Source organism: Serratia sp. NCCP-200 (assembly GCF_059697885.1).
On sequence record NZ_BAAKUJ010000004.1, the window covers coordinates 338,568 to 360,256 of the forward strand.

Below are 21,689 nucleotides of genomic sequence, written 5' to 3' on the forward strand. Positions count from 1 at the left end.
AGCAAAAACCGCAATTGATACAGAATTATTATGGTTTGTGAGGCCTTCCTGCATGCATTTTAGCCCCCGTAGTCGGGGGACGTAAACCTTGCAGTATAGCCTTTGGCGGGAAAGTGAAGATATCAATCAATCAGCGCATGACGGTAGCGATGCAGCATATCGGCCAGGCGTTTTACCGGCCCGGTGACGCTAAGCGGAGCGAGGTTATCCACCAGCTTTTGTTGATATTCATTCATCTCTTTGAGTAACCGATCGTAGTAGTAAGCCCGCTTCACATCGTTCTTGGCGGTGACCACGTGGTCGGCGGTGCTGCGGATCTGCTTGTGGAACACCGAAAGCTCTTCCCGCTCCGGGATCTCGGTCATCTGCATCCGCTGGTGGGCAATAATCAGGTTGAGCGCCAGCCGGTATTTGGCAATGTCGTTCGGGAACATCATCAGCAGCTGGTTCAGGCGCTGATAGAGCGCAGGCAGATGGTTTTCCTTACGGCGCGCCGCCTTGGTGGTCAACGCCGAAACGGCGCTGCTGACCAACTGATTCATCAACGTGCGGCCGGTACGTTCACGTGAGGTATCACGGATCAGGAACAGCACGATCATCGCCACAAAGCAGCCGATAATCTGGCCGATGGCGCTGTCGATAAACGAGGAGACATGGAAACTCATCGGATTGCTTAACACGATGATGTTAATAGTACTCGCCAGGGTGCCTAGCGATCCCAAACGGCGTTTCTGCACTTCGATACCGATGACAAAGGACATGATGCCCATGCTCAGACACAACAAGAACATGCTTTGCTGGGTTTCCGGCAGAATAAACATATAAAACAGCGCACCGAGCGGCAACGCCACCAGCACGCCCAGCAGGAAGTCGAGCGCCATCATTTTTGGATTTGGCGTACGCATCGCCAATGCGGTCACGACGGCGATCATCACCATACAACCGCTGCCGGACGTCCAGCCGGTCCACAGCCAGAACAGGCAGCCTATTGAGGTCGCCGCCCAGGCTCGCAGCCCGTTGATCATGGCATGGTGGCCTTCCGCCGACGGCCTCTTCACCACCACTTCCCCGGCCAGTATCTCGTTTTCTACCGCGTTGATGCCGCTGTTGGTATGCACGCCTTTTGCCACCAGCAGATAGCGCGTCGCTGCGCCCACCCAGCCGGTGACCGTTTGCAGATGTTCATCGCTACGGTTGGTTGCCAGCACCTGGCGCACCAGCTTCAGACGTTTATGCACTTCCTGCGCGGTTTCCGCTGGAACCATCAGCAGCTCGCGGATATTTTCCTTCACCGCATCCGGGTGATTGAGCAAAATCAGGTAGGTTTCACAGGCCTGGGTGATCAACGTCAGCGAAAGCGTATGTAACGCATGCAAGCGGCTGTTAACCCGCTGCCAACGCGATGATTCCAACATCAGGTTGCTGCGCATCCCGTGGATGGCGGTGGTGCTTTTAACCAGATCGCTCCAGGCGCGGTCGATATCTTCCTTGCCGGCATCGCTGATACACATTTGCATCAGCTTGTACTGCCCCACCAGCAGTTGATCCACCGCACGATCGATATCCTGTTTGATCGAACGCGGGGAAAACAGCAGGTCGGCCAGTACCGCACTGAGAATACCGAGCACGATCTCGCTACAGCGCTCTACAGCGAACTGTGGCGCGTCCAACAGTGAGGTTGTGGTGTTTGTAGTGGCTGCGGAGGTGACGATGATAATCAGCGCCGTGTAGCCCGCCAGCCCCCAGGCATAAGAGTTTTCGACCTTCACCAGCGAGGAGATCCAGGTACAGACCCCCAGCCAGACGCAGCAAAGCATCAGCATCACCACCGGCGCACGGGCACAGGTAACGATAATCAGCAAGCCGACAAAGCAGCCGATAAAGGTGCCGATAATACGCAGCCAGCCACGATAGCGGATCGCGCCAGAGAAAGGTTCGCCCCCGGCGGCAAAGGCCGGGCCGGCAGCCACAATGGCCGCAGTCAGCACCGACCAGCGCGGGGTTTCCAGATTGAGGTGAAAACCGACAAACAGGGCGAAGACGATCGCAAAGCTGAGCTTGCAGGCAAACCGCAGCCGCAGAAAGGTTGGGCTGTTCATTAGCCGAACTCACGCAACCGATGCATCAGCCGGATAAACGGCGAGCCGCTGTCGATGCTGCGATCGTTCTTGCCGGTTATGACCACGGTCGCGGTGGTACCCGCCGGGTAAGAGTGTTGCTGATCTTTCTCATCGAGGATGATTTTCACCGGCACGCGCTGTGCCAGACGCACCCACTCCAGATTGCTGTCGATCGACGCCAGCCCCTTGCTGTTTGGGGTGCTGCTGCTGTTATTCACCGCCGCGGCCAGGCTATCGACGGTGCCGTGCATAATGCGGTTGCTGCCCAGCGGGGTGATCTCGGCACGATCGCCTTTGCTCAACCCTTCAAGCTTGGTTTCTTCCAGATAGGCGATGACATAGAAACTGTTTTTCTTCACCAGCGCCACCGCTGTAGAACCACGGGTGATAAATTCCCCTGCGTGGACGTTCAGGTTGGTGACCCAACCGTCTGCTGGCGCACGCACCGTGGTTCGTTCCAGATCCAACTGCGCCAGATCGCGCACGGCGATCGCCTTGGCCAACTGATGCTGCACGGTTTGCAGCACGTTATTGGATTGGTCGATCTCTTCTTGTGACATCGCCTGGATCCCCAAGCGCACACGGCGGCCCGCTTCACGCTTCTTCTCGGCCGCCAGCGTCTGATAATAGGCCACATCGGCGTTGGCTTCGGCCAGTGCCTGTTGGTAACGTGGCTGGTCGATCACCATCAGGATCTGGCCCTGTTTCACCAACTGGTTGTCGGTGATCGGCACGTCGGTCAGCAAACCGCTGACGTCCGGGGCAATCGCCACCACGTCGGCGGTGAATTTGGCATCACGCGTCCAAGGCGATTCGGTGTAAAACGCCCACGCCTTGAACACGGCAATGGCCGCCAACAGAACCAGCAGCAAGGTGATGGCGATGCGGAGTATTTTTAATGACAAAGTTTTCACAGCAGCCTCAAACGAAAAGACACGAAATCAGATAAAACAAACAGCAATACAGCGCGGTATTGAACAACGCCGGATGCCAGACAAAATCGTAAATCCCGGTCGGCTGCAACAGGCGGCGTATGACGAAGAACAGGGCCAACGACGCTAACAGCTCAAAAAATACCGGTGGGAACGACAGTCCAAAAATGACCATAACCGGAAGCAAACTCATCACTTTATCCTTAATTGTTTACTACACCGGGGGTTTTCCCTGCTGATTTCACATTCCATTTACATTCTAGCGCACGGACGCCAAACGTTATGATCTGGTAGTTGACCAGGCCATAAACCTGAAAAAAGGTTAAGCTAACAGCAGGCTTCCGCGAGAGGGAATGTATGGATAACCGGAGGGATCGTGCGGCCACGGCAGTAAACCGCGACATAGCTGACCACGCTCAAGCGTTCAGAAGATCTTTACACCCGACGCGTTATATTAGCCTGCTTACTATCAACTCATCTATAATCTGTGATCTAAATCACTTTTAAGCCAGAGTGAACAATGGAAAGACTAAAACGGATGTCCGTGTTTGCCAAAGTCGTTGAATGTGGGTCATTTACCGCGGCAGCACGCCAGCTCGACATGAGCGTTTCATCCATCAGCCAGACAGTGTCCAAACTGGAAAATGATCTACAGGTGAAGCTGCTTAACCGCAGCACGCGCAGTATCGGCCTGACCGAAGCCGGTAAAATCTACTATCAGGGCTGCCGCCGCATGTTGCAGGAAGCCGCCGAGGTTCATGAGCAGCTTTATGCGCTGAACAATACGCCCATTGGCACGCTGCGCATCGGCAGTTCGTCCACTATGGCGCAAAACGTCCTGGCGACCATGACCGCCGATATGCTGCAAGAGTATCCTGGTTTGACGGTTAATCTGGTCACCGGCATTCCGGCCCCGGATCTGATTGCCGACGGCCTGGACGTAGTGATCCGCACCGGCGAACTGCAGGATTCCAGCCTGTTTTCCAAACGTCTGGGCTCGATGCCGATGGTGGTCTGCGCCGCTAAAAGCTACCTGACTCAACACGGGACACCGCAAAAACCGGCGGATATGGTGAATTTTTCCTGGTTGGAATACAGCGTACGGCCCGACAGTGAGTTTGAATTGATGGCTCCCGAAGGCATCAGTACGCGTATTTCCCCGCAGGGGCGCTTCGTGACCAACGATTCACAAACCATGATCCGTTGGCTCAAGGCCGGGGCCGGGATTGCCTATGCGCCACTGATGTGGGTCATCGAAGAGATCAAACGCGGCGAGATTGAGATCCTGTTCAAGCGCTACCATTCAGAACCCCGCCCGGTTTACGCACTGTACACCGAGAAGGACAAGCTGCCGCTCAAGGTGCAGGTGTGTATTAATTATCTGACGGAATACTTTAAACGCGTGGCGGAAGTGTATCAGGGCTATCGCTGAGGCTCCCCTTTATCCCTGGAGTTCACTCCAGGGTAATAAGTTTGCTCTAGCTGATATATAGCGTTTACTGCTATAAAAACGGTTAATCATTTTATTAATGCTAATTATCGAAAGTATTTACCTTCATTTGATTCCCATTCTCTACTGAGAACTCTGCTGTATTCATTCGGCTTAACCGATCGGTTATGCGGAAATTTCCGCCATAGTTGCGGGTAATAAACCACCGCGATAATTGTTTGAAGCATATCCTGCCAATCCAACCAAAATGCCCATTCTGCTACCCCTTTCGCATGCTTGCTTACGCCCCTGCGGGTGTGATTTATTGATGAATTGGCGCAGGTGCGCCCAATTATCATTATCGCCATAAATAATAAAAACCAGGCTTCATTATTCATTATAGGAATCACCATGGAAAAGATCTCACGTACGCACGTGGTATATGCCATGTCGCGCGATAACGCCCCTGTGGCCACCGTTGCCAGCGGCAGCGACGTTTGTTTTGAAACCTGTGACTGCTTCGAAGATCAAATCGCCTCTGAACAGGCCGCCTTCACCGAACTGGACTGGAGCCGCATCAACCCGGCTACCGGGCCGGTTTACGTGCAGGATGCGAACCCCGGCGATGTGTTACGGGTAGAGATTAAACGTATTACCCCAACCAGCCATCAGGCAGTCATGGTCACCGCTCCAGGCCTGGGCGTCATTGGCGATGAGCTGCAACAGCCACAGATCCGCACCGTGCCGCTGGAAGACGGCTTCGCCCTGCTGCCTGGCGGCGTGCGTTGGCCGTTAAAACCAATGATCGGCGTAATTGGCGTCGCCCCAGCCGAAGATCCGATCCCCTGCGGCACTCCAGATGCCCACGGCGGCAACATGGACTGCAAAATCATCACCGAAGGCTGCACGCTGTGGCTGCCGGTTAACGTTCCCGGTGCGCTGTTTGCGCTCGGCGATCTGCATGCCGCAATGGGCGATGGTGAAGTCTCGGTATGCGGGCTGGAAATTCCCGGCGAAGTGGTGGTGAACCTGAGCGTAGTCAAAAACCGCGCGCTGCCCACCCCGATGATGAGCACCATTGATACGCTCTATACCCTGGCATCCGCCAAAACGCTGGACGAAGCGGCCGAATTGGCAACCCGCAATATGGCACACTTCGTGGCGGACTATAGCCAGGTCTCGCTGGCCGACGCCATCAATCTGCTGAGCATCACTGGCGATCTGCAAATCTGTCAGGTGGTCGATCCGCTGAAAACCTGCCGTTTCGCGCTGCCACGCAGCGTTGCCGAGCAGTTAAACCTCCAGTTGGATTAGGGATAGCGCCATGTCTGTAGAACAATTTGGTTATAAGCAGGAACTGCACCGTACCCTCACCCTGAAAGATCTGGTGATTTACGGCATGATCTTTATGGTGCCGATCGCGCCGTTTGGCGTGTTTGGCTACGTGTGGGAAGGCGCACAGGGCATGGTGGCGCTGGCCTATCTGATCGGCATGGTGGCGATGTTCTTCACCGCCATGAGCTACTGGTCAATGTCCCGTGCTTTCCCGGTTTCCGGCTCGGTCTATGCCTATGCCCAGCGCGGCATCCATGAAACCGTCGGCTTCTTTGCCGGTTGGCTGATCCTGCTCGATTACATCCTGGTGCCGTCGTTGCTGTATATCGTCAGCGCGGCGGCGCTCGGCCCGATCCTGCCAGAAGTACCCGCCTGGGTGTGGATCGTGACCTTTATCGTGATCAACAGTGCGATCAACCTGGTGGGGATCCAGTTCACCGCCAAGGCCAACCGCTACATCCTGGTGGCGGAGATCGTGATCCTGACCATCTTTGTGGTAATGGGCCTGACGGCACTGTATTCCGGCGAAGGTTCCGGTGGCCTGACGCTGAACCCGCTCTACAACGCCGAGAAATTCAGCCTGCCGCTGGTGATGGGTGCGGTATCTATCGCGGTGCTGTCATTCCTGGGCTTTGACGGTATTTCGACGCTGTCCGAAGAGAGTAAAGGCGGGGCCGATGCCGTGGGGAAAGCCTCGTTGTATGCACTGCTGTTGGTAGGGTCGCTGTTTATTCTGCAAACCTGGATTGCCGCCGATCTGGCTGCGGGCCAAAACTTCACTAACCTGGATACCGCGTTCTACGATACCGCCAATCTGGCGGGCGGTTCCTGGTTAAAGCAGGCGACCATCTGGGCGACGGCGCTCTCCTGGGGGATTGCCAATGCGTTAGTCGCGCAGGCCGCCATCTCCCGCATTCTGTTCGCCATGGGGCGAGACCGCCAATTGCCGAAGATCCTGGCCAAGGTACATCCACGCTTTAAAACCCCTTACGTCAGCACCCTGCTGGTCGCGGTGATCTCCCTCGGTTCCGGGCTGTACTTCAACGGCAGCATCGACAACCTGAGCCGGTTAGTCAACTTCGGGGCGCTGATGGGCTTTTTGATCCTGCACCTGTCGGTGATTAACCACTACATCATCCGCCAGAAGTCCAAGGCCTGGGTAAAACACCTGCTGTTCCCACTGATCGGCCTGTCGATCATCGCCTTTGTACTGTACGAGATGGATATCGAAGCCAAAATCCTCGGCCTTAGCTGGCTGGCGATCGGCATCGTGTATTACTTTGTGCTGCGCGTAGTGCTGAAGAGAGAGCCGGTGCTGAAGCTGGAAGACTAAGCCAGCAATCTGCCCCTTCCGGGGCAGATTTATTCAATCCTTTGATGACGTTAACAAAACGGCCCGCTGGTCATACCCCTCTGCCCACCTCTAGGTTATGCTCGAAAAAATGCCCCTGCATCAGGAAAAATCATGAAGAAAATCATACTGGACTGCGATCCTGGGCATGACGATGCGATCGCGATGCTGCTGGCATGGGGCAACCCAGATATTGAACTGCTGGCCGTCACCACCGTCGTCGGTAACCAGACGCTGGAGAAGGTCACGCGGAATGCGCTGGCCGTGGCGCGCATTGCCAACATCACCGGCGTGCCCTTTGCCGCTGGCTGCTCGCGGCCGCTGGTACGGCAAATTGAAGTCGCCCCCGACATCCACGGCGAATCGGGACTCGATGGTCCCGTTTTACCGGAACCCACTCTGCAATTGGCCGATATCCATGCCGTCGACCTGATCATTGATACCATCATGGCACACCCACCAGGCACCGTAACGCTGGTGCCCACCGCAGGCCTGACCAACATCGCCATGGCGGTGCGCAAAGAGCCCCGCATTGCCACACGCGTGAAGGAAGTGGTGCTGATGGGCGGCGGTTACCACGTAGGTAACTGGAGCGCAGTGGCTGAATTCAATATCAAAATCGATCCGGAAGCCGCGCATATCGTGTTCAACGAACCCTGGCCGTTAACCATGGTTGGGCTGGATCTGACGCATCAGGCGCTGGCCACGCCAGAAGTTAGCGCGCGCATCGCCGCTATTGGCACCGGCCCTGCGAAATTTGTCGTCGAACTGCTCGAGTTCTTCGGCCATATGTATAAGCAGGCGCAGGGTTTCACTTCGCCACCGGTACACGATCCCTGCGCGGTCGCCTATGTGATCAACCCCAACGTGATGACGGTGCGTAAGGTGCCCATCGATATTGAGCTGACCGGTACCCTGACGCTGGGGATGACGGTCGCGGACTTCCGCTTCCCGGCCCCGGCGGATTGCCATACTCAGGTGGCAGTGAAGCTTGATGAAACCGCCTTTTGGGATCTGATTGTGGATGCGTTGGAAAGAATTGGTGAAGTTGAGGTTTGAGGCACGGTTGGGAGTAAAGTGTCGTGCAAACGCCCGACACTTCATTCAAGCCGGCATTATGCGTAGTATATTGAACGTGTTCTTTGTTATCGGATGTCTCTCATGGCTTACTCTATCGGCGAATTTGCCCGGCTTTGCGGAATAAACGCAACCACATTGCGCGCCTGGCAGCGTCGTTACGGCCTGCTTAAACCGATGCGCACCGATGGTGGACATCGCCAGTACAGCGATGATGATGTCCAGCAGGCGCTCAAAATTCTCGACTGGGTAAAAAAAGGGGTTACCATCAGCCAGGTAAAACCCCTGCTCGCGCGCCCGGCAGAAGGTCCGACAAACAACTGGCTTACTCTGCAAGAAAAAATGCTGCAGTTGCTCAAAGAGGGAAAAATTGAATCGCTGCGCCAGCAGATTTACGTTTCTGGCCGCGAATATCCTCGCCCGGAGTTGGTCACGGAATTACTGCGCCCGCTGCGCGGTAAATTCTCTGCCAATATTCCGGCGATGATGACCCTGCGCGAGATCCTGGATGGCATTATCATTTCCTATACCTCATTTTGCCTCGAAAGGGACAAAAAAGCGGCAGGGGATAACTATCTGATCACCGGCTGGTACCTGTCAGACCCGTGTGAAATCTGGCTGGAAGCCCTCAAGCGTACTGGTCAAGGACAGCACATTGATGTCCTTCCCGTTCCGCCTGCCAGTCTGGCTCCAGAGCTATTTCCTGAACGAAAATGGCTGCTGGTCATGACAGGTAAACTCACCCCCACCCGCAAACAACAGATTGAACTGTGGCAACAACAGGTGATGTCTCTTGAGGTCATTACTCTTTGACGTTGTGCTTGCGTTAATTATCACAAAAGGTTGAATATTTATTTTTCACCGGGATGCTACCTTTTTCCTGTTTGTTTAACCCCTACAGGAAATCATGATGAAAAAAGCTACCGGTCTTATTCTGCTAACCTCTCTGGCAATGGCTCCTGCCGCATTCAGTGCCCCTGCTGGCACGCTGAGCGTCCATATTCTGAACCAGCAGACAGGGATCCCCTCGCCGAATGTCACCGTCACGCTTGAAAAAGAACAGCAAAACAGCTGGGTCACGCTGGCTAGCGGTAAAACGGACGAAGACGGGCGTATCAAATCTCTATATCCACAGGACCAGGATATGCTGCCGGGAATTTACAAAGTGACCTTCAAAACCGGTGACTATTTCCACCAACAGCAGCAAACGTCGTTCTTCCCGGAGATCCCGGTGATGTTCACCGTCACCAAGACCAATGAAAAACTGCACATCCCCCTGCTGTTAAGCCAGTATGGATACTCTACCTACAGAGGAAGTTGAAGATAAAGCCAGCTCATGTTGCACAGTTAACAGCATGAGCTGGCAAACTTAATACGTTGAAGCGAATGAGAAAATAATTATCACCTCGCCAAAGTTGGACAAACTACAATAATTGTGTAAGTTTTAACTATGCAATAACGCTAGGTTGTTCACTCTCAGGTGAGACTCATGAGCTCTATGCCATCCATCATCAACCGGTTTGTTGATTACTACAGCAAGCTGGATAACCAGCCGCCATCTGCGTTGGCGGAGATCTATCATGCTGATGCCAGTCTGAGCGACCCGTTTGGTGAGCATCAGGGTCTTTTGGCGATCCAGCGTTACTTCACTCATCTATTGGCCAACGTAAAGCATTGCCGCTTTACCATCGACTCCCCCCTCTGCGATGGCCATCGTTTTGCCGTAACTTGGGCAATGCATTGGTCTCACCCACGGATTTCAGGGGGAGAAACACTAGTCCTCGCAGGATGCTCAATTGTCGATGTGCAGGACAACCTGATTATTCGCCAGCGCGATTACTACGATGCCGGGGAGATGATCTACGAACATCTTCCCCTTCTTGGCTGGGCGGTGCGAAGTGTAAAAAGGAGAATCCGCTCATGATGACCGTCCTCATCACCGGCGCAAGCTCCGGCATTGGTGCCGGGCTCGCGAAGTCCTGGGCCGATGACGGCTGCCAAGTCATTGCCTGCGGGCGAGACAGGGCCAGGCTGGAAGCACTGCAACAGTACAGCCCGAATATCACGTTACGTGTGTTCGATATGACGGACAGGGAGGCCTGCCGTCTGGCGCTTGCAGATTGCACTGCCGACCTGACCGTTCTTTGTGCGGGAACCTGCGAATACCTGGATCAGGGTGTGGTGGATGCCGCTCTGGTGGAACGTGTGATGAGTACCAACTTCCAGGGGCCAGTGAACTGTCTGGCCGCACTTCAGACCCAGCTCCTTCCAGGAAGTCGCGTAGCGCTGGTCAGCTCGATGGCGCACTGGCTGCCGTTCCCACGAGCAGAGGCGTATGGCGCGTCAAAAGCCGCCCTCACCTGGTTTGCCAATAGTCTGCGCCTTGACTGGGAGCCCAAAGGCATTGCCGTCACGGTTGTCTCACCGGGCTTTGTAGACACGCCGCTTACCCGTAAAAATGATTTTGCCATGCCCGGCCAGGTGAGCGTCGACGATGCCGTGAAGGCGATCCGTCGCGGGCTGGCGAAAGGGAAAACACACATCGCCTTTCCCACCGGATTCAGCCTGGTCATGAAGCTGCTTTCAGGGCTTCCCAATTTCCTTCAGCGCAGGCTGTTGCGCAGGATGGTTCGCTCATGAACATCGCCATTATCGGCAGCGGTATTGCAGGACTCACCTGTGCCTGGCGGCTAGCCGGGCATCATCAGGTCACGCTTTTCGAAGCGGAACCCACGGTGGGTGGTCATACCGCCACGGTGGATGTCAGCACGCCGCAGGGGACGTATGCCATCGATACCGGGTTTATCGTCTACAACGATCGTACCTATCCGCGCTTTATGGGCCTGCTCAGCGAGCTGGGCATCAGCGGGCAAAAAACGCAGATGAGCTTCTCCGTGCATAATCCGCAAAGCGGGCTTGAGTATAACGGCCACACCCTCACCTCGCTGTTTGCACAGCGTCGTAACCTGGTTAATCCGGCGTTCTGGGGGCTGCTGCGAGATATAGTGCGCTTCAACCGCCTGGCAAAAGAGGCGTTGGCAGGCGACGTTAACGAAAACGCCACGCTGGAGACTTTTCTCGAACAGCACGGTTTCAGCGCGTTTTTCGCGCGTCATTATATCCTGCCGATGGGGGCCGCCATCTGGTCCTCGTCACTGCAGGAGATGCGCCGCTTCCCGCTTCCGCTGTTTTTGCGCTTCTTTGAGCATCACGGCCTGCTGGACGTTACCCACCGCCCGCAGTGGTATGTGGTGCCCGGCGGTTCTCGCGAGTACGTTCGCGCCATTTTGGCCCAGTTGGGGGACCGCCTGACCTTGCACCTCAACGCTCCGGTGCAGCAGGTCATCCGCCACAACGGCGGCGTTGAAATCCAGCTTGCGCAGTCGAATCACTCGTTCGACCAGGTGATCTTCGCCTGCCATTCCTCACAGGCGCTGGCGATGCTTGCTCATCCTACTCCTGCAGAAAGCGAGGTTCTGGGCGATATTGGCTGGCAGCATAACGAGGTGGTTTTGCACAGCGATCCACGCTGGCTACCGGTGCGCGAGCGTGCCTGGGCAAGCTGGAACTATCGCCTGAGCGAACGGGACCAGGCCAGCGCCTGCGTCACCTACAACATGAATATCTTACAAGGGTTACCTGAGGGTAGCCCCCTATTCTGCGTCACCCTGAACCCGGAAACGCCGGTGGACGATCGCTACGTCTGGAAACGCTTTGTCTACGAGCACCCGATGTTTAACCCGCAAAGCTGGCGCGCCCAGTCGCGCCGCGGCGAGATTAACGGCCACCAACGGAGCTGGTTCTGCGGAGCTTACTGGTACAACGGTTTTCACGAGGATGGGGTACGCAGCGCGTTGGACGTGGTGAAAGGGATCGCTGCAGGGGAGGACCTGTAAGATGAACAGCTGCCTTTACCAGGGTGTGTTACGCCATCGTCGCTTCCAGCCGAAATCACACCATTTTCGCTATAACGTGTTTATGGCCTGGATCGATCTGGACGAGCTGGATGCGCTGCCGTCGGCGGGTATCCGCCGTAATCGATTTGCCGCGGCCGCCTTCCATGATGCGGATTACCCACTCGGCACACCGCTAAAAGAGAACGCCCTCGACCGGCTGCAAACCCTGACCGGGGAACGTCCCGATGGCCGCGTCATGATCCTGACCCAGCTTCGTTATTTCGGCTTCCATTTTAATCCGATCAATCTCTACTACTGCTATGACAGTACGGGCATGCTGCGCTGGGTTCTGGCCGAAGTGCGCAACACCCCGTGGAACGAGCGCCATTACTATGCGGTGGATGGCCAGGCGGCTCGCCCGCAGCCGAAAGCCTTCCATGTCTCCCCGTTTAATCCGATGGATATGGTCTATCACTGGCGCTTCAACGCCCCCGGTAAAACGCTGCATATGCATATCGAAAATCATCAGGAGTCGAAGGTGTTCGACGCCACGCTCGCGCTTCGCCGTGAGCACCTAACGCGCGCAACCTTGAGATCGATATTGCTGCGCATACCGATGATGACCCTGAAAACCGTCCTGGCAATTTACTGGCAAGCGTTACGGCTGTGGCTTAAACGCGTGCCGTTGTACAACCATCCCGTCAGAAGGAGTTAGCGCTCATGACCGATCCTGCCTTTGCGCTTGAATCCGAAATCCCTCGTAACGCCCGTATCGCGCGCTGGCTACTCTTTCGTTTGCTGAGCGGTATCCGCGAGGGCTCGCTCACAGTGCGTGAAGGACAACAGACCCTCCATTTTGGCGATGAGTCCTCTGCGCTGCGTGCTGAAGTGCAGATCCTCGCGCCGGGTGTTTACTGGCGTCTGCTCACCGGCGGCAGCCTCGCCGCGGCCGAATCCTGGATGGAGGGTGAGTGGGAGACGCATCAGTTAACCCCGCTTTTGCAGATCTTGGCCCTCAACGGCAAGGTACTGGGAAGGCTGGAAAGTGGCTTTCGCCTGCTGGGCAATCCTATGGAGCGGCTTCGCCACTGGACGCGGCGTAACTACCGCAAACAGGCGCGGGAAAACATCTCCGCCCATTACGATCTGGGTAACGAATTCTATGCGCACTTTCTCGATGAAGATCTGCTCTACTCCAGCGCGCTGTTCACCGCCGACGACCAGGCACTCTCTCAAGCCCAGCAGGCAAAAATGGCGCGCCTGTGCGAACAACTGGCGTTGACCGCAAGCGATCACCTGCTGGAAATCGGCACCGGCTGGGGGGCGATGGCGGAATACGCCGCTCGTCACTACGGCTGCCGCGTCACTACCACGACGCTGTCGCAGGAGCAGTACACCTGGGCTACAGAGCGGATTGCCCGCGCGGGATTACAGGACAGAGTTCAGGTTCTGCTGTGCGACTACCGCGACCTGACCGGGCAATTCGACAAACTGGTATCGGTTGAGATGATTGAAGCCGTGGGTAAACGCTACCTGCCGGATTTCTTCCGAACCTGTCAGGCGCGCCTGCGCCCGGGCGGCAAAATGGCGATTCAGGCCATCACCATTCAGGATCAGCGCTACCGCGACTACAGCAAAAGCGTCGATTTTATCCAGCGTTACATCTTCCCCGGCGGGTTCCTACCGAGCATCACGGCAATGAGTGAACTGATGACGCGCCACACCGATTTTGTCGTCCGTAATCTGTTCGATATGGGGCCAGACTACGCCCGCACGCTGGCTCACTGGCGGCAGCGTTTTCTGCACGCCTGGCAGGACATTGAAAAGCTCGGTTTCGATGAAAGGTTCCGCCGTATGTGGCTCTACTACTTTGGCTACTGCGAAGCCGGTTTTAACGCACGCACCATCAGCGTGGTGCAACTGACCGCAGAGCGCGTATGAACCGCTCTGTGCAGGTCGTGCTGATGGCTCTCGCGTTCGATCTCTACTGGACGCTAGTAGTGTTGTTTCGCGAACGCGGCCTGTTCCTGTGGCTCGCCCTGGCGATCCTGGCCTGTCTGATGCTGTCGCCTGCACACCGTGTTTATGCCCTGCTGCTGGCCGCGGCGGGCTGCGGTCTGGATGCCCTCTGGGTGCTGACGGGGCAGATTGGCTTTAACAGTGACGCACTGCTGCCCCTGTGGATGATGGCGCTGTGGCTGATGTTTGCTACCGTCTGGACCCACTTGATCCTCACGACCACGCTGCCGCGATGGATACTGGCTTTGCTGGCAACCGCTGGCGGTCCCGTAGCGTATGTGATTGGCGAACGTCTGGGCGCCATGACTTTCCGGGAGCCGACCTTTATCGTCGTCAGTTGGATGGCTCTGGGTTGGCTGGTTCTGATGCTGTTGTTCCATATTCTGACGGGGAGGCGACATTGAGAACCTCTTTACTGATGCTGCTGTGGTTGGCGGCCATCGCGCCCGTCGCCCATGCCGCCGACTGGTTAAGCTGGCGCAAAGTGGGTGATGCCAGCCTGACATGGGGGCCGTTTACCGTTTATACCTCCCAACTGAGCACGCCGGACGGTCGGTATCACGGGCCGGAACAGGATCAGGCGCTGATTATTACCTACAAACGCGACATCGATCGTGACCAGTTGGTTGAAGCCACCCGTGACCAGTGGCAGGCTCAAGGGATCCTGGAGCGCGAACCACAGAGCGAAGCCTGGCTGCGCATGCTGCAGTCACTCTGGCCGGACGTCACACCGGGCTCGCAGCTTACCTTTGTTCTCAAGGGTAAGCAGGGGCAGTTCTGGTATCGCGCCTCGGCGGCAGAAAAAAACTTTACCCCGCTAGGCCCCAGCCAGTCTGCCGCCTTCAGTACAAACTTTCTGGCCATCTGGCTCGATCCACGTACGCAATATCCCGAACTGCGTCAGCAGTTGATCGGAGGTGAGAAATGAAACGCATTCTGACACTTGGCCTGGCGCTGATGATGCTACTGGTGGGTTGTAGCACAGACATCAGCGACTACCGGCATCAACAACCGCCGCTCGATATCTTCCACTACTTCCAGGGGAAAACCGAGGCATGGGGTATGGTACAGGACCGCAGCGGAAAACAGCTGCGCCGCTTCCACGTGGAAATCAGTGGCAACGTCATCGGCGACACGCTGACGCTAAATGAACACTTTGTCTATGACGATGGCGAGAAGCAGCAACGGGTGTGGCATATCCGGCGCGTCGGCACCAATCGCTACGAAGGCACCGCAGGTGATATTGAAGGTGTGGCCAGCGGCGTGGCAGAAGGCAACGCCTTTAACTGGCGTTACAGCATGAACGTGAAAGCCAATGGCAGTACCTGGCTACTTCACTTTGATGACTGGATGTATCTGCAAGATGACACGCATCTTTTTAATAAAACAGAGATGAAAAAGTTCGGCATCACCGTCGGCCAGGTAACGCTTTTCTTCACCCGAAAAGAACAGTAAGAGGATCGCGATATGAATAAGCAACCCGTCATTGGGATCAGCGGATGTTTAACCGGCGCGACCGTTCGGTTTGACGGCGGACATAAACGCATGGGCTTTGTCATGGACGGGCTGGCGCAGTGGGTGACCTTCAAACCCGTCTGCCCGGAGATGGCCATCGGACTGCCCTCTCCTCGTCCGGCACTACGCCTGGTTCAGACCGCCGAAGGGGATTTCCGGATGCACTTCAGCCAAGCGCCGCACGACGATGTGACGGAGAAAATGACCGCATTCACGGATTCCTATCTCTCACGTCTTGACGAACTGTCGGGCTTTATCGTCTGCGCCAAATCGCCGAGCTGCGGTATGGAACGCGTACGGTTGTACGATGAAAAGGGCAATCGCGGGCGTAAAGAGGGCGTAGGCATCTTTACCAGAGCGCTGTTGGAGAAATACCCGTGGTTACCGGTAGAAGAAGATGGCCGCCTGCACGACCCGGTGCTGCGGGAAAACTTTGTCGAGCGCATCTTCGCCCTGCACGAGTTGAACACCCTGAAGGCCAACGGCCTCACCCGCCATGCGCTGCTGGACTTCCACAGCCGGTACAAACTCCAGTTGCTGGCGCACCACCAAGCTGGCTACCGAGAAATTGGCCCCTTTGTCGCCTCGTTGCATGAGTGGGAAGACCTGGATGCATTCTTCGTGGCTTATCGCGAAAAACTGATGACGATCTTGAAAAAACCCGCCTCGCGCAAGAACCACACCAACGTGCTGATGCACATTCAGGGGTACTTTCGTAACCAGCTGAACTCGCGTCAGCGCGGCGAGCTGAATGACGTGATCCTCCATTATCGCGAGGGGCTGCTGCCAATACTCGCGCCGTTGACGCTGCTGAAGCATTACCTGGGCGAATACCCAGACAGCTACCTGCTGACGCAAAAATACTTTGACCCCTATCCGCATAATTTGGCTTTGCGGCTAATGGTTAATTAAGTGCGTATGATTTGTGGCCGAACTGCTCGATTTTTTCGGCCATAGGTTTTTCGTTGGCTCAGGGGAGGCTCTTTTCCGCCAGTTAAGATCCTTGTGCGGTTACCATGTGTTCCATCCCAACGTAATGACGGTGCGTAGGTGCCGATGGGGATTGGCCCGAGCGTCATCCCCTCCCCCCTTCTTTTTATGCATCTGCATAAAAGCAAAACCCCTTACTCACCTTTTTCACCATAATTTTTATCATTTTCGATAACATTTGCTAACCAGCACGTCATAACATCGATTTTTTTGCCCTCCCAGGGTTGGCATTTTATACAAAGCGTCAGCGCTGTTTGCCGAAGAAAGATGTGAAATTTTGCGCATTCTTGCACCGTTGCCTTTCCCTATACTCACCACAATCAGTAAATGTCGGTGAAGGGGCAACCTATGCAGCAGGCAAAAATCACACACCTCTATCAGAGCTTACAGCAGAGCGTAAACCGCCGGGCTGAGCATACCGCCCTGTTCTTTGAAGGCCATAAATACAGTTATAATCAGTTAAATCATAACGTTAATTTATCTTCCGCCTGCCTGAAAGAAAGTTTTAACCTCGTCAAAGGCGATGTGATCGTCTTGGCCTTGGGTAACCGGCCTGAATTCTGCTCGCTGTTTTATGCAGCAATGGCGCTGGGGATTATCGTGGTGCCGTTAAGCACCAAGTTAAAATCGCAAGACAGCCATATCATCCTGTCCAGTGTTAATGCCAAGGCGGTTTTTTACGATCCCAACAGCCAGCCGTGGATGGCGACGCTGGAACCCGTGAAGCAAAGCCATGTGGTGTCGCTGGCCGATTGGCAACTGATGCTCAGTAATGCAGATGACCAAAAGGTGATCCAACCCGTAGAGCCTGCCGCCATCGTAGCGGATGACATAGCCGCAATTATTTATACTTCCGGCACCACTGGCTCCCCGAAAGGAGCAGCGCTCACTCACGGTAACTTTATTGCGGCTATCACGGCTTACCAACAGGCTCTCAAGTTAACCGAGCAAGACAGCGCCATCCTGCCGATCCCCATTTGCCACATTACCGGCCTGTCGGCTCTGCTCTGCCTGTTTATTCACCTTGGCGGCACGTTGCATTTGCAGCAAAGATTCAATGCAGAAGAGATTTTGAAAACCGTCAGCAGCCATAACATTACCTTCCTGCATGGTTCGCCAACGGTGTTTATCCTACTGTTGCAAGAAGCGGAAAAGTATCCACAGGTGGGCAACTACGCCAGCTTGCGGATGATCGCTTGCGGTGCCGGGCATTTGAACGTGGGCATTATCGAAAGGCTCGCGCAGTTGTTCCCAGCCACGGAAATCAGGCCGATCTATGGGCTGACAGAAACCTCTTCACCGGCCAGCATTTTTCCGGTCGATGTGCGCAGCAGCGATAAGATAGGCAGTTCTGGCTTACCCATTCCCGGCCTGAGTTGCCAAATTCGCGACGATAATCACCAGGTGCTTGCTGCCGGTGAGATTGGTCATCTATGGCTGAAAGGGCCAGTGGTGATGAGCCAGTACTGGAAGAACTCGGCGGCCAATCAGCAGTTCTTCCACGACGGCTGGTTTTACACCGGCGATATCGCCTGCCTCGATCAGGATAACTACCTGTATATCAAAGATCGCAGCAAGGACATGATCAACCGCGGCGGTGAAAAAATATACTGCATTGAAGTGGAAAACCTGATCTCGAATTACCCTGGCGTCAAGGAAATTGCCATAGTTCCCAGCAGCAGCGAAATCTACGGAGAAGAAGCCGTCGCTTTTATTGTGGCGCACCGGAATAAACCCTTGGTGAGCGATAATATTACTCATTGGCTCTCCAATAAAATTGCCAAATTTAAAATACCCTCAAAGATCGTCTTTACAGCAGAATTACCGAAAAATGCCAATGGCAAAATAGACAAATTAGCTTTACGACAAAAATTGACACCACCAATATAAAAACAAGCGCTATCCAATAAACGCGCCAACGTCAGGAAACGTGAAGCGCAATCATTAAAACAATAGAGCACCTGTACCTCTAATAATACAGAACAGCTCTACCCTGTTTAATCGCCTCATCATGAGGAGGAGTCCTTATTATGTCAAACCGGCCGTTAGATATTGCATCGAAAAGCCAGGCGGCAATAACGAATGCAAAAATATATAAACACCTGATGCCGTTACTGATCATTGTTTATATCATCAGCTTTATCGACAGAACCAATATCGGCATTGCCCGAGCCTCGATGTCCATCGATCTTGGGCTTTCCGCTACCGCTTACGGGTTGGGAGCCGGTCTGTTCTTTCTGACCTATTCCACCATGGAGATCCCCAGCAACCTGATCATGGCACGGGTCGGGGCCCGCTTCTGGATCACCCGCATCATGTTCACCTGGGGGGTGATTTCCGCCGGTATGGCCTTCGTCACCGGCCCCACCTCGTTCTATGTTATGCGCCTGTTACTGGGGGCGGCAGAGGCGGGGTTGTACCCCGGTATCATCCTGTATCTTACCTACTGGTTTGGCCGTGAAGATCGCGCCAGAGCCGTCGGCATGTTCCTGCTCGGTGTCTGTATCGCCAATATTGTCGGGGCGCCATTGGGCGGCGCATTGCTGATGCTGGATGGCCTGGGTGGACTGCACGGCTGGCAATGGATGTTTATCATAGAAGGGCTCCCGGCAGTGCTGCTGGCGTTTTATGTGTATGCCGTACTACCCAATAAGCCCCGCGATGCCAAATGGCTGACCCAAACCGACATTGAGTATATTGAAAACAAGCTGGCCGCGGAGCAACCGGTTGGGGTGGATAAGAACCAGAAGTTTTCCTTTAAAACGGCGTTTACCAATAAGACCTTCATGCTGATTGTGGCGATTTATTTCACCCATCAGATTTCGGTCTACAGCCTGACCTATTTCCTGCCAAGCATTATTAACAGCTACGGCAAAATGAGCACCTTGATGCTCGGCCTGTTAACCGCCATTCCGTGGATCGCGGCAGCCTTGGGTGGCTTCTTCCTGCCCAAATATGCCAATACCGCCTCCCGCTCACGCATCATGCTGGTGTCCGGCTTTATGTCGATGGCCGTCGGTTTCCTGATTGGCGTGCTGGGTGGCCCAGTATTAGGGCTGATCGGCTTCTGTATCGGTGCTTCGATGTTCTTCGTCGTGCAATCCATCATCTTTACCTATCCGGCCACGCTGATGAGCGGCCCTATGCTCGCTGGTGGGCTGGGATTACTGGCTTGCCTTGGCATCACCGGCGGGTTCTTCGGGCCATATGTGTTCGGTCTCCTGGAGGATAGAACGGGGTCACCTAGTGCAGGCCTGTGGTTTGCCATCGTGCTGCAGACCCTTGCCATCATCGGGGCTGCACGGGTTAAACAACCCGCAGGCAGCAAAGATAAATCGGCCAATCAATGCTCCCCGGCAGCAATGAATAGCGTGATTGAGAAATAGAGCCTAAACGCGGTGCCATGGTGCACCGCCGCACAGACGTAAGGTAGCAATGATGAGAAATAAAGTCATTTCGGCTCAGCAGGCTGCACAGTTAGTGAATAACGGCTCGACCCTGTGCACCATCGGCATGACATTGATCGGGGCCGCGGAGTCAATTTTGAAAGCTCTGGAACAACGCTTTCTTGCCACAGGCTCACCGCACGGGCTGACCTATATTCACTCTGCGGGGCAGTCAAATCGTGAGCGCGGCAATCAGCATTTTACTCCCCCAGGGATGGTAAAACGCATTATTGGTTCGCACTGGGGGCTGGCACCCAAGTGGATGGAAAAGATTGCCGCCAACGAGGTTGAAGCCTTCTGTTTACCGCAGGGGCAGATTGTCCATCTGTATACAGCCATGGCGGCAGGTCAGGCCGGGTATCTGTCCAAAGTGGGGCTGGGTACCTTTATCGATCCCCGCCTGGAAGGCGGCAAAATGAATGCGTTGACCCGCTCCCTGCCAGATTTGGTGGAAGTGGTCAGCCTGCGCGAGGAGGAATATCTGTTCTATCCGGCACTCCCGCTGGATACGGTGATCATTCGTGGCACTACGGCGGATACCGCTGGCAACCTCACCTGTGAGGAAGAGGCCATGAAGCTGGAGATCCTGCAGGCGGTACTGGCGGCGAAACGCTTTGGCGGCAAGGTGATAGCCCAGGTAAAAAATCTGGCGGAAAAAGGGAGTCTGCACCCGAAACAGATCGTGGTGCCGGGGAATTTTATTGATGCCATTGTGGTATGTGAAGACCCCGAGCAAGACCATCGTCAGACCTCCTCCTGGTTCTATGACCCGGCCTATTGCGGCAACCTGGTGACTCCTGCCAGCGAAGTGGAAACGCTGCCGCTGAACATTCGCAAGGTAATTGGCCGCCGCGCTTGCCAATTCCTATCCCCGGACTGTGTGATCAATCTGGGCACCGGTATTCCCAACGATGTTATTGGCACCATCATCCATGAAGAGGGGGTGAGCGAAGCGGTCACCATCACCGTTGAATCAGGTATCTACGGCGGCGTACAGGCCGGTGGCGTTGATTTTGGCATCGGTAAAAACCTGACCGCCATGATTAACCATCAGGAACAGATGCTGTATTACAACGGGGCCGGTGTGGATATTACTTATATGGGTGCAGGCGAGATGGACGCCAACGGGCATATCAACGCCACCCGCATGGGGGACCGCTGTACCGGGGCGGGAGGGTTTATCGATATAACCCAAAATGCACACCACGTGGTGTTTTGCTCCACCTTTACCGCCAAAGGGTTGGAGGTGGCATTCCAGCAAGGGCAATTAACCATCCTGCAGGAAGGCTCGGTTAAAAAACTGGTACGGTCGATTAACCAGATTTCCTATAACGGCGAAATAGCCCGCCAGAAAAAACAAAAAATGCATTTGGTGACTGAACGAGCAGTATTTGAACTGACGGCGCAGGGCCCGATGTTGATTGAAATCGCCCCCGGCGCCGATCTTGAGCGGGACATCCTACAACAAATGGAATTTATGCCGCTGATTTCCCCCTCATTAAAACAAATGGACGCGGCACTATTTTGTGACGCCCCTTTTGGCCTGAAGGAAATGCTGGCCAGGCAGTAAAAATATATT

General features: G+C 55.0%; 22 protein-coding genes. 18 read left to right on the top strand and 4 right to left on the bottom strand.

Going from position 1 to position 21,689, the window contains the following annotated elements; genetic code table 11:
- Positions 1–122 precede the first annotated feature (122 nt).
- From aaeB to aaeX, 3 genes are read right to left on the bottom strand one after another with little or no spacing between them, the layout of a single operon-like run.
- On the bottom strand, positions 123–2,099 hold the full coding sequence (gene aaeB, locus AC6HVW_RS16015) for a p-hydroxybenzoic acid efflux pump subunit AaeB (protein ID WP_497569544.1): 1,977 nt from the start codon (positions 2,097–2,099) through the stop codon (positions 123–125).
- On the bottom strand, positions 2,099–3,034 hold the full coding sequence (aaeA, locus tag AC6HVW_RS16020) for a p-hydroxybenzoic acid efflux pump subunit AaeA (protein WP_021806979.1): 936 nt from the start codon (positions 3,032–3,034) through the stop codon (positions 2,099–2,101). The genes aaeB and aaeA overlap by 1 nt, the downstream gene beginning before the upstream one ends.
- Before the next feature lie 7 nt (positions 3,035–3,041).
- Positions 3,042–3,245 carry a p-hydroxybenzoic acid efflux pump operon protein AaeX gene (gene aaeX, locus AC6HVW_RS16025; protein ID WP_021180732.1) on the bottom strand — a complete coding sequence of 68 codons (204 nt, stop codon included), beginning with the start codon at positions 3,243–3,245 and terminating at the stop codon, positions 3,042–3,044.
- A gap of 327 nt (positions 3,246–3,572) precedes the next feature.
- Between aaeX and aaeR the strand changes: the two genes are divergently transcribed.
- Complete coding sequence (aaeR, locus tag AC6HVW_RS16030) at positions 3,573–4,484, top strand: HTH-type transcriptional activator AaeR (RefSeq protein ID WP_024483740.1); 912 nt, start codon at positions 3,573–3,575, stop codon at positions 4,482–4,484.
- Positions 4,485–4,588: 104 nt separating this feature from the next.
- Here aaeR and AC6HVW_RS16035 read toward each other — a convergent pair whose 3' ends face one another.
- On the bottom strand, positions 4,589–4,879 hold the full coding sequence (locus AC6HVW_RS16035; RefSeq protein ID WP_137751217.1) for a hypothetical protein: 291 nt from the start codon (positions 4,877–4,879) through the stop codon (positions 4,589–4,591).
- A 13-nt stretch (positions 4,880–4,892) separates the two neighbouring features.
- Between AC6HVW_RS16035 and AC6HVW_RS16040 the strand changes: the two genes are divergently transcribed.
- The 17 genes from AC6HVW_RS16040 to AC6HVW_RS16120 all read left to right on the top strand — a co-directional run bounded on the left by AC6HVW_RS16040 (position 4,893) and on the right by AC6HVW_RS16120 (position 21,680).
- The gene (locus AC6HVW_RS16040) at positions 4,893–5,795 is read left to right on the top strand and encodes an acetamidase/formamidase family protein (protein WP_037376248.1); all 903 of its coding nucleotides are present in this window, start codon (positions 4,893–4,895) and stop codon (positions 5,793–5,795) included.
- Positions 5,796–5,805: 10 nt separating this feature from the next.
- Entirely contained in the window at positions 5,806–7,149 is a 1,344-nt protein-coding gene (locus AC6HVW_RS16045; RefSeq protein ID WP_021806982.1) for an APC family permease, read from the top strand.
- 132 nt (positions 7,150–7,281) lie between these two features.
- Entirely contained in the window at positions 7,282–8,226 is a 945-nt protein-coding gene (gene uriH / locus AC6HVW_RS16050) for a uridine-preferring nucleoside hydrolase UriH (RefSeq protein ID WP_021806983.1), read from the top strand.
- Positions 8,227–8,328: 102 nt separating this feature from the next.
- Positions 8,329–9,057: a MerR family transcriptional regulator gene (locus tag AC6HVW_RS16055; RefSeq protein ID WP_021806984.1), complete on the top strand. Its 729-nt coding sequence runs from the start codon at positions 8,329–8,331 to the stop codon at positions 9,055–9,057.
- 97 nt (positions 9,058–9,154) lie between these two features.
- Positions 9,155–9,565 (top strand): hydroxyisourate hydrolase, encoded by a 411-nt coding sequence (uraH, locus tag AC6HVW_RS16060; protein ID WP_037376255.1) that lies wholly within the window; start codon positions 9,155–9,157, stop codon positions 9,563–9,565.
- A 168-nt stretch (positions 9,566–9,733) separates the two neighbouring features.
- Positions 9,734–10,168 (top strand): nuclear transport factor 2 family protein, encoded by a 435-nt coding sequence (locus AC6HVW_RS16065; protein ID WP_071681508.1) that lies wholly within the window; start codon positions 9,734–9,736, stop codon positions 10,166–10,168.
- A complete protein-coding gene (locus AC6HVW_RS16070; RefSeq protein ID WP_071681510.1) occupies positions 10,165–10,884 on the top strand; it encodes an SDR family NAD(P)-dependent oxidoreductase in 720 nt (239 codons plus the stop codon). Before AC6HVW_RS16065 ends, AC6HVW_RS16070 begins: the two co-directional genes overlap by 4 nt.
- Positions 10,881–12,140 (top strand): NAD(P)/FAD-dependent oxidoreductase, encoded by a 1,260-nt coding sequence (locus AC6HVW_RS16075; RefSeq protein ID WP_071681512.1) that lies wholly within the window; start codon positions 10,881–10,883, stop codon positions 12,138–12,140. The genes AC6HVW_RS16070 and AC6HVW_RS16075 overlap by 4 nt, the downstream gene beginning before the upstream one ends.
- A 1-nt stretch (position 12,141) precedes the next feature.
- Positions 12,142–12,855, top strand: a complete 714-nt coding sequence (locus tag AC6HVW_RS16080; protein WP_071681514.1) for a DUF1365 domain-containing protein — start codon at positions 12,142–12,144, stop codon at positions 12,853–12,855.
- A 5-nt stretch (positions 12,856–12,860) separates the two neighbouring features.
- Positions 12,861–14,081 (top strand): SAM-dependent methyltransferase, encoded by a 1,221-nt coding sequence (locus AC6HVW_RS16085; RefSeq protein WP_071681516.1) that lies wholly within the window; start codon positions 12,861–12,863, stop codon positions 14,079–14,081.
- On the top strand, positions 14,078–14,563 hold the full coding sequence (locus AC6HVW_RS16090; protein WP_071681519.1) for a DUF2878 domain-containing protein: 486 nt from the start codon (positions 14,078–14,080) through the stop codon (positions 14,561–14,563). Before AC6HVW_RS16085 ends, AC6HVW_RS16090 begins: the two co-directional genes overlap by 4 nt.
- 14 nt (positions 14,564–14,577) lie before the next feature.
- Positions 14,578–15,087: a chalcone isomerase family protein gene (locus AC6HVW_RS16095; protein ID WP_390900629.1), complete on the top strand. Its 510-nt coding sequence runs from the start codon at positions 14,578–14,580 to the stop codon at positions 15,085–15,087.
- Positions 15,084–15,614: a DUF3833 domain-containing protein gene (locus AC6HVW_RS16100; RefSeq protein ID WP_059198995.1), complete on the top strand. Its 531-nt coding sequence runs from the start codon at positions 15,084–15,086 to the stop codon at positions 15,612–15,614. Before AC6HVW_RS16095 ends, AC6HVW_RS16100 begins: the two co-directional genes overlap by 4 nt.
- Positions 15,615–15,626: 12 nt before the next feature.
- Positions 15,627–16,586, top strand: coding sequence for a YbgA family protein (locus tag AC6HVW_RS16105; protein ID WP_021806994.1), 960 nt, complete (start codon positions 15,627–15,629; stop codon positions 16,584–16,586).
- Positions 16,587–17,012: 426 nt separating this feature from the next.
- Positions 17,013–18,554 carry a class I adenylate-forming enzyme family protein gene (locus AC6HVW_RS16110; protein WP_071681523.1) on the top strand — a complete coding sequence of 514 codons (1,542 nt, stop codon included), beginning with the start codon at positions 17,013–17,015 and terminating at the stop codon, positions 18,552–18,554.
- Between the two features lie 140 nt (positions 18,555–18,694).
- Positions 18,695–20,050 carry an MFS transporter gene (locus AC6HVW_RS16115; RefSeq protein ID WP_071681525.1) on the top strand — a complete coding sequence of 452 codons (1,356 nt, stop codon included), beginning with the start codon at positions 18,695–18,697 and terminating at the stop codon, positions 20,048–20,050.
- A 52-nt stretch (positions 20,051–20,102) separates the two neighbouring features.
- On the top strand, positions 20,103–21,680 hold the full coding sequence (locus AC6HVW_RS16120) for an acyl CoA:acetate/3-ketoacid CoA transferase (protein ID WP_447889179.1): 1,578 nt from the start codon (positions 20,103–20,105) through the stop codon (positions 21,678–21,680).
- Positions 21,681–21,689: the final 9 nt, after the last annotated feature.

What these genes read in the sequence shown, in the direction of transcription:
- aaeB (WP_497569544.1), bottom strand. Translation starts at nt 2,099, where the DNA reads ATGAACAGCCCAACCTTTCTGCGGCTGCGGTTTGCCTGCAAGCTCAGC.
- aaeX (WP_021180732.1), bottom strand. Translation starts at nt 3,245, where the DNA reads ATGAGTTTGCTTCCGGTTATGGTCATTTTTGGACTGTCGTTCCCACCG.
- aaeR (WP_024483740.1), top strand. Translation starts at nt 3,573, where the DNA reads ATGGAAAGACTAAAACGGATGTCCGTGTTTGCCAAAGTCGTTGAATGT.
- AC6HVW_RS16035 (WP_137751217.1), bottom strand. Translation starts at nt 4,879, where the DNA reads ATGAATAATGAAGCCTGGTTTTTATTATTTATGGCGATAATGATAATT.
- AC6HVW_RS16040 (WP_037376248.1), top strand. Translation starts at nt 4,893, where the DNA reads ATGGAAAAGATCTCACGTACGCACGTGGTATATGCCATGTCGCGCGAT.
- AC6HVW_RS16045 (WP_021806982.1), top strand. Translation starts at nt 5,806, where the DNA reads ATGTCTGTAGAACAATTTGGTTATAAGCAGGAACTGCACCGTACCCTC.
- uriH (WP_021806983.1), top strand. Translation starts at nt 7,282, where the DNA reads ATGAAGAAAATCATACTGGACTGCGATCCTGGGCATGACGATGCGATC.
- AC6HVW_RS16055 (WP_021806984.1), top strand. Translation starts at nt 8,329, where the DNA reads ATGGCTTACTCTATCGGCGAATTTGCCCGGCTTTGCGGAATAAACGCA.
- uraH (WP_037376255.1), top strand. Translation starts at nt 9,155, where the DNA reads ATGAAAAAAGCTACCGGTCTTATTCTGCTAACCTCTCTGGCAATGGCT.
- AC6HVW_RS16065 (WP_071681508.1), top strand. Translation starts at nt 9,734, where the DNA reads ATGAGCTCTATGCCATCCATCATCAACCGGTTTGTTGATTACTACAGC.
- AC6HVW_RS16070 (WP_071681510.1), top strand. Translation starts at nt 10,165, where the DNA reads ATGATGACCGTCCTCATCACCGGCGCAAGCTCCGGCATTGGTGCCGGG.
- AC6HVW_RS16075 (WP_071681512.1), top strand. Translation starts at nt 10,881, where the DNA reads ATGAACATCGCCATTATCGGCAGCGGTATTGCAGGACTCACCTGTGCC.
- AC6HVW_RS16080 (WP_071681514.1), top strand. Translation starts at nt 12,142, where the DNA reads ATGAACAGCTGCCTTTACCAGGGTGTGTTACGCCATCGTCGCTTCCAG.
- AC6HVW_RS16085 (WP_071681516.1), top strand. Translation starts at nt 12,861, where the DNA reads ATGACCGATCCTGCCTTTGCGCTTGAATCCGAAATCCCTCGTAACGCC.
- AC6HVW_RS16090 (WP_071681519.1), top strand. Translation starts at nt 14,078, where the DNA reads ATGAACCGCTCTGTGCAGGTCGTGCTGATGGCTCTCGCGTTCGATCTC.
- AC6HVW_RS16095 (WP_390900629.1), top strand. Translation starts at nt 14,578, where the DNA reads ATGCTGCTGTGGTTGGCGGCCATCGCGCCCGTCGCCCATGCCGCCGAC.
- AC6HVW_RS16100 (WP_059198995.1), top strand. Translation starts at nt 15,084, where the DNA reads ATGAAACGCATTCTGACACTTGGCCTGGCGCTGATGATGCTACTGGTG.
- AC6HVW_RS16105 (WP_021806994.1), top strand. Translation starts at nt 15,627, where the DNA reads ATGAATAAGCAACCCGTCATTGGGATCAGCGGATGTTTAACCGGCGCG.
- AC6HVW_RS16110 (WP_071681523.1), top strand. Translation starts at nt 17,013, where the DNA reads ATGCAGCAGGCAAAAATCACACACCTCTATCAGAGCTTACAGCAGAGC.
- AC6HVW_RS16115 (WP_071681525.1), top strand. Translation starts at nt 18,695, where the DNA reads ATGTCAAACCGGCCGTTAGATATTGCATCGAAAAGCCAGGCGGCAATA.
- AC6HVW_RS16120 (WP_447889179.1), top strand. Translation starts at nt 20,103, where the DNA reads ATGAGAAATAAAGTCATTTCGGCTCAGCAGGCTGCACAGTTAGTGAAT.